Below are 6,325 nucleotides of genomic sequence, written 5' to 3' on the forward strand. Positions count from 1 at the left end.
CCTGCCCCACCGCGGTTGACCGAGGCTCAGACCGTCAGGACGGCAACGTCGGCTCAGGCCGTCAGGGCGGCGCCGTTGGAGAGCAGCAGGAGCACGTCCACGGCCGCCACGGCGACGGCGGTGACGAACGGCGCCCGCGCGGACCGTCCGGCCAGCAGCGCTCCCCCGGCCGCGAGCAGCACCGCGGCCGCCATGGCCGCCCATCCCGCCACCCCGGGGCCGCCCGCGGGCCCGAGGACGAGCAGGCAGGTGGCGGCCAGCAACGGCACCGGCACCAGCACCCGTACGCGCGCCGCCCCCAGCCGCTGCGGCCACCCGCGCACGCCGGTCGCCAGGTCGCCCTCGATGTCGGGCAGCACGTTGGCCAGGTGCGCGCCCACGCCCAGCAGCGCCGCCGCCGCGACCGCCCACCACGCCGGCCACGGCTCCCCGGGCAGCCCCAGCGTCACGAACGCCGGCAGCACCCCGAACCCGGCGGCGTACGGCGCCCACGACAGGACGGTGGCCTTCAGGCCGAAGTCGTACCCCCAGGCCCCCAGCACGCCCGCCAGGTGCGCCAGCCCCGCCGTCCGGCCCGAGGCCAGCGAGAGCGGCACGCACAGGGCGAGGGCCGCCAGCGCGGCCACCCGCACGGCGGTCACGCTCACCGTGCCGTCGGCGGCCGGTTTGCCCGTGCGCCCCGCGGCGGCGTCGCGTCCGGCGTCGAGCGCGTCGTTGCACCAGCCGATCGACAACTGCCCGGCCAGCACGGCGGCGGCCACCAGGACGCACCCGGCCGGGTCCCGGCCCGCCGCCACGGCCAGCGCGGTGACCAGGGCGGTCACGGCCACGGTCGGGCCCGGATGGCAGGCCAGCGCCAGCGCGACGGCCGTACGGACCGGCCCGCCGCGCACGACGGCGGCGGCCGCGGGATCCGGGTCGGTCACACGGTGATCGTAGACCGGGAGATCCGGAACGAGAATTCCCACGCGCCGCGTATGGCTTAAATGACCATCCTTGCGGGAAGCGTGCGGGGAGTGGATGTTGTGGGCGACCTGTCGAGGGAGCACTGCATGACCCGAATCTCCGCAGTCCGTTGTGCGTTCCCTCCCCACCGCTACCCGCAGTCCGAGCTCACCGACATGGCCGCCCGCCTGTGCCTGCCCGACGGCGCCGACCGCCGCCTGCTGGACCGGCTGCACCGCAGCGCCCGCGTGGAGCACCGCAACCTCGCCCTGCCCATCGACCGCTACGAGAAGCTGAACGGCTTCGGCGCGGCCAACGACGCCTTCGTCTCCGTCGCGGTCGAGCTGGGGCTGGAGAGCGTGAAGGCTGCCCTGGACGCCGCCGAGCTGGAGCCGACCGACGTCGACCTGATCATGTTCACGTCGGTGACCGGCATCGCCGCGCCGTCCGTGGACGCCCGGCTGGCCGCCGCGCTCGGGCTGCGTCCCGACGTCAAGCGGGTGCCCGTGTTCGGCCTGGGCTGCGTGGCGGGCGCGGCGGGCATCGCCAGGCTGCACGACTACCTGCGCGGCTGGCCGGACCACGTGGCCGTGCTGCTGTCGGTGGAGCTGTGCTCGCTGACCCTGCAGCGCGGCGACTCCTCGCCCGCGAACCTGGTCGCCAGCGCGCTGTTCGGCGACGGCGCGGCGGCCGTGGTCGCCAGCGGCGGCGGGCGGGGCGCGGCCGGGCCCGCCGCCGGGCCCGCGGTCGTCGCCACCCGCAGCCACCTGTATCCCGGCTCGGAGCACGTCATGGGCTGGCAGGTGGGCGACACCGGGTTCCGGGTCATGCTGGACGCCAGCGTCCCCGCCGTGGTGCGCCGTTACCTGGCCGACGACGTGCACGGGTTCCTGGCCGAGCACGGGATCACGGCCGGGGAGGTGACGGCGTGGGTGTGCCATCCGGGCGGGCCGAAGGTGCTGGAGGCGGTGTCGGAGGTGCTGGAGCTGCCCGTGGGCGCGCTCGACGTGACGTGGCGCTCGCTGGCGGCCAACGGCAACCTGTCGTCGTCCTCGGTCCTGCACGTGCTCGGCGACACCCTGGCCGGGGAGCCGCCCGCGCCGGGGAGCTGGGGGCTGGTCATCGCGATGGGCCCCGGTTTCTGCTCCGAGCTCGTGCTGCTGCGCTGGTAGTTCCCCGTCCCTGCGATCGGCTGGTGGTTGGCCTGTGACCTGGTATCTGGTGCTCATCGTGCTCGTCGGCCTGGAACGTCTGGCCGAGCTGGTCGTCGCCAGGCGGAACGCCGCGTGGAGCATGGCGCGCGGCGGCGTGGTGACCGGGCGGGGGCACTATCCGTGGATGGTGGCCCTGCACACCGGGCTGCTGGTGTGCGCGCCGCTGGAGGTGGCCCTGGCCGGGCGGCCGTTCGTGCCCGCGCTCGGCTGGCCGATGCTCGCGGTGGTCGTGGCGGCCCAGGCGCTGCGGTGGTGGTGCATCACCGCGCTCGGGCCGCGGTGGAACACGCAGGTGATCGTGGTGCCGGGGCTGCCGCTGGTGCGGCGGGGGCCGTACCGGCTGGGATGGTTGCGGCACCCCAACTACGTGGCGGTGGCGGCCGAGGGGCTGGCGCTGCCGCTGGTGCACACGGCGTGGCTGACGGCGCTGGCCTTCACGCTGCTCAACGCCGCGCTGATGGTGGTGCGCATCCGCTGCGAGAACGCCGCGCTCGCCCTCGCGACCAGGGGGTGAGCCGGTGATCGACGTGCTCGTGGCGGATGGCCGGGAGGCGGGCCGGTGATCGACGTGCTCGTGGCGGGTGGGGGGCCGGCGGGGCTGGCCACGGCGATCCACGCGGCGCTGGCCGGCATGGAGGCGGTGGTCGTCGAGCCGCGGGCCGCGCCGGTGGACAAGGCGTGCGGCGAGGGCGTCATGCCGGGCGGGGTGGCCGCGCTGGCGGCGATGGGCGCGCCGGTCGAGGGGCGGGGCTTCCGCGGCATCCACTACCTCGACGGGCGGCGGGAGGCGCGGGCCGCGTTCGCCGCCGGGCCGGGGCTCGGCGTCCGGCGCACGAGCCTGCACGCCGCGCTCTGGCAGCGGGCCGCCGAGCTGGGCGTCAAGACGGTCACCGGCCGGATCACCCGCGCCGGCCAGGACCGCGACGGCGTGAGCGCGATCGGGCTGCGGGCCCGCTGGCTGGTGGCCGCCGACGGCCTGCACTCGCCGCTGCGCCGCTCGCTCGGCCTCGACCTGCCGGTACGCGGCCCCCGCCGGTACGGCCTGCGCAGGCACTACCGGATCGAGCCGTGGAGCGACTTCGTCGAGGTCCACTGGTCGGGGGCGGGCGAGGCGTACGTCACGCCGGTCGGCGACGACCTGGTGGGCGTCGCGGTGCTCAGCTCGGCGCGGCGCGGCTTCGAGGAGCACCTGCGCGGCTTCCCCGGGCTGGCCCGCCGCCTGAGCGGCCCGGCCGTCACCCCGGTGCGCGGTGCGGGCCCGCTGCGGCAGGCGGTGCGCTCCCGCCGGGCCGGTCGCGTGCTGCTGGTCGGCGACGCCGCCGGTTACGTGGACGCGCTCACCGGCGAGGGCGTCTCGCTGGCCGTGCGCTCGGCGGAGCTGCTGGTCGGGTGCCTGGCGGCGGACCGTCCGCAGGACTACGACGGCGCGTGGCTGCGCCTGTCGCGCACGCACCGGCTGCTGACGGCGGCGCTGGTGCAGGCCGCCCACCGTCCCGGCACGGCCCGCCTGGTGGTCCCGGCGGCGCGCCGGCTGCCCCGCCTGTTCGCCGGCGTGGTCCGCGTGCTGGCCTGAGCCTTCCCCGGCCCCCGGCCGGACGCCGATAATGAACCCCCACGGTCCCCGTCAAGGACGGTCGCCATGACAGACAAGCTCGTGCGGCAGGTGCTCGACCAGGTGGACGCCCCCGACCCGCGGGTCGGCGAGATCGTCTCCGCGCTGATCGCCCACCTGCACGCGTTCGTGGACGAGGTGCGTCCCACCGAGGCCGAGTGGCGGGCCGGGCTCGCCTTCCTCGCCGAGACCGGCAGGTGGTGCACGCCCGACCGCGACGAGTTCGTGCTGCTGTCGGACATGCTCGGCCTCACCTCCGCAGTGGACGACGTCAACCACGCCGGCCCGGACAACATGACGCCCTCCTCGGTCGAGGGCCCCTTCCACTCCCCCGCCCCCGGGCGCGAGCCAGGCGCGTGGATCAGCGAGGGCCCCGAACGCGGTCGCGGGACGCCGATGGTCGTGCACGGACGGGTGCTGTCCTGCGACGGCACGCCGCTGCCCGGCGCGACCGTGGACCTGTGGCAGGCGGCCGACGACGGCCTCTACGACAGCCAGGACGACGCCCAGCGGCCCGGCAACCTGCGCGGCCTGTTCACCGCCGACGAGGAGGGCCGCTACTGGTTCCGCACGATCCGCCCGAGCAGCTACCCGGTGCCCGCCGACGGCACCGCCGGCCGGCTGCTGCGCGCGATCGGACGGCACCCGATGCGCCCCGCCCACCTGCACTACCAGGTCACCGCGCCCGGCCACCGGCCGCTGACCACGCACGTGTTCCTGGCCGGCGACCCCTACCTGGGCTCGGACGCCGCGTTCGCGGTCAAGGAGGCGCTGGTGCGGCGGCCGGTCCCGCGTACCGGCGGCTGGGAGATGGACGGGCCGTACGAGGAGGTCGAGTTCGACCTCAGGCTGGTGCCGCTGGGGTGGACGCCGGGCCGGTGAGCCGCTCCGGGGGGCGCAGGCCGTCCATGATCAGGCCGAAGAGGTGGTCGCCGCGGGCGGCCAGCGAGGGGGCCTGGTCGGCGATCCAGCTCACCGCGCTGGCCAGCGCGAACAGGTCGAGCCCTGTCACGTCGGCGCGCACCTCGCCGGCGGCCTGGGCGCGTTCCAGCAGCCGTCCGCCCGCCTGGCGCATGGCGTGGCATGAGGCGTGCAGCGGCGAGCCCTCGTCGTTGATCGTGGCCATCATCGAGGCGGCCAGCCCTCGGTAGGCGCCCGCGCCCGCGACGAACGAGCGCAGCCACTCCACCAGCGCCTCGTGCGGCGCGGCGGCGTCGGCCAGTGTCCTGGCGCGCTCGGCGAGCAGGTCGAAGCGCTGCCGCAGCAGCGCCTCCAGCAGCGCCTCCCTGGTCGGGAAGTGCCGGTAGAGGGTGCCCAGGCCGACCTCGGCGCGGCGCGCGACGTCGCGCAGGGACGCCTCCGTGCCCTGCTCCTCGATGACGGCGGCGGCCACGGCCAGGATGCGCTCCCGGTTGCGCTGGGCGTCCGCGCGCTGGTTCCGGGGTGTTGAGGTCATCCGATACCTTCCGGCGATTGACAAGCGGAGCAGTGCTCCAGTTATGATCCGGAACACTGCTCCGCATCATAGCGGCGCCCGTCTCCCCGAGGAGAATCGATGATGAAGGCCATCCGCGTGCACGAGACCGGCGGCCCCGAGGTCCTGCGTCTGGAGGAGGTGCCCCGGCCCGTGCCGGGGCCGGGCGAGGTCCTGGTGCGGGTGCGCGCCGCCGCGCTCAACCCGCCCGACTGGTACGCCCGCCGGGGGTTCGCCAACATTCCGCCGTCGATGCGGCCGGAGATCCCGCGGCCCTTCACCCCCGGCTCGGACGTGTCGGGCGTCGTGACGGCCGTCGGCCCCGGCGTCACCGAGTGGCGGGCGGGCGACGAGGTGTACGGCCTCGTCCGCTTCCCGCGCGTCGGCGACGAGGGCGGCAGGGGGTACGCCGAGTACACCACCGCCCCGGCCGGCCACCTGGCCCGCAAGCCCGCCTCGGTGGACCACGTCACCGCCGCCGCCGTGCCGATGGCCGGGCTCACCGCCTACCAGTACGTCCACGACGTCATCGGGCTGCGGCCCGGCAGCCGGGTCCTGGTCAACGGCGCGGCCGGCGGCGTCGGCCACTTCGCCGTCCAGCTCGCCGCGGACCTCGGCGCGTACGTCATCGGCGTCGCCTCCGGCCGGCACGAGGCGTTCCTGAAGGACCTGGGCGTGGCCGAGTTCGTCGACTACACCCGGGTCCGGCCGCAGAACGCGGTGCGCGACGTGGACTGCCTGATCGACACCGTGGGCGGCCCCGACGGCCACACGCTGCTGCCCGTGCTCAAGGACGGCGGCACGCTCAGCCCGGTCTTCTTCGGCGACTACCACGACGAGGAGCTCGCCCGCCGCGGCATCGTGCGCCGCGGCGGCCAGGTGCACTCCGACGGGGCCCAGATGGCCGCGCTGGCCGAGCTGATCGACGCCGGGCGGCTGCGCGTCGGCGTCGACAGCGTCTTCCCGCTGGAGGAGGCCCCGAAGGCGCACGAACGCGCCGAGCGGGGCCACATCCAGGGGAAGATCGTCCTACGCGTGGCCTGAGCGCGGCCCGCTCCCGCGGGCGGATGGGGTCGCGTG

General features: G+C 75.9%; 7 protein-coding genes. 5 read left to right on the forward strand and 2 right to left on the reverse strand.

The window, feature by feature from the left end:
- Positions 1 to 53: 53 nt before the first annotated feature.
- Positions 54 to 926: a UbiA family prenyltransferase gene (locus tag ACWCSD_RS45260; RefSeq protein WP_449924712.1), complete on the reverse strand. Its 873-nt coding sequence runs from the start codon at positions 924 to 926 to the stop codon at positions 54 to 56.
- A 126-nt stretch (positions 927 to 1,052) separates the two neighbouring features.
- On the opposite strand from ACWCSD_RS45260, the gene ACWCSD_RS45265 reads away from it, so the two are divergent.
- From ACWCSD_RS45265 to ACWCSD_RS45280, 4 genes are all read left to right on the forward strand, one after another.
- Complete coding sequence (locus ACWCSD_RS45265) at positions 1,053 to 2,117, forward strand: type III polyketide synthase (RefSeq protein ID WP_397158798.1); 1,065 nt, start codon at positions 1,053 to 1,055, stop codon at positions 2,115 to 2,117.
- Between the two features lie 34 nt (positions 2,118 to 2,151).
- Positions 2,152 to 2,673 (forward strand): isoprenylcysteine carboxyl methyltransferase family protein, encoded by a 522-nt coding sequence (locus tag ACWCSD_RS45270; RefSeq protein ID WP_364340187.1) that lies wholly within the window; start codon positions 2,152 to 2,154, stop codon positions 2,671 to 2,673.
- A gap of 45 nt (positions 2,674 to 2,718) precedes the next feature.
- On the forward strand, positions 2,719 to 3,732 hold the full coding sequence (locus ACWCSD_RS45275) for an NAD(P)/FAD-dependent oxidoreductase (protein ID WP_449924717.1): 1,014 nt from the start codon (positions 2,719 to 2,721) through the stop codon (positions 3,730 to 3,732).
- Positions 3,733 to 3,798: 66 nt separating this feature from the next.
- The gene (locus tag ACWCSD_RS45280; RefSeq protein ID WP_397158802.1) at positions 3,799 to 4,653 is read left to right on the forward strand and encodes a dioxygenase family protein; all 855 of its coding nucleotides are present in this window, start codon (positions 3,799 to 3,801) and stop codon (positions 4,651 to 4,653) included.
- Here ACWCSD_RS45280 and ACWCSD_RS45285 read toward each other — a convergent pair.
- Positions 4,616 to 5,227: a TetR/AcrR family transcriptional regulator gene (locus tag ACWCSD_RS45285; RefSeq protein WP_449924720.1), complete on the reverse strand. Its 612-nt coding sequence runs from the start codon at positions 5,225 to 5,227 to the stop codon at positions 4,616 to 4,618. The two genes, ACWCSD_RS45280 and ACWCSD_RS45285, sit on opposite strands and share 38 nt — an antisense overlap.
- A gap of 99 nt (positions 5,228 to 5,326) precedes the next feature.
- Here ACWCSD_RS45285 and ACWCSD_RS45290 point away from each other — a divergent pair, with 99 nt between their 5' ends.
- Positions 5,327 to 6,289, forward strand: coding sequence for an NADP-dependent oxidoreductase (locus tag ACWCSD_RS45290; RefSeq protein ID WP_449924723.1), 963 nt, complete (start codon positions 5,327 to 5,329; stop codon positions 6,287 to 6,289).
- The last annotated feature ends 36 nt before the right edge of the window (positions 6,290 to 6,325 follow it).

The organism is Nonomuraea sp. NPDC001684, assembly GCF_053596515.1.

Coding starts and splice junctions, on each gene's coding strand:
- ACWCSD_RS45265 (WP_397158798.1), top strand. CDS start 1,053: ATGACCCGAATCTCCGCAGTCCGTTGTGCGTTCCCTCCCCACCGCTAC.
- ACWCSD_RS45280 (WP_397158802.1), top strand. CDS start 3,799: ATGACAGACAAGCTCGTGCGGCAGGTGCTCGACCAGGTGGACGCCCCC.
- ACWCSD_RS45285 (WP_449924720.1), bottom strand. CDS start 5,227: ATGACCTCAACACCCCGGAACCAGCGCGCGGACGCCCAGCGCAACCGG.
- ACWCSD_RS45290 (WP_449924723.1), top strand. CDS start 5,327: ATGATGAAGGCCATCCGCGTGCACGAGACCGGCGGCCCCGAGGTCCTG.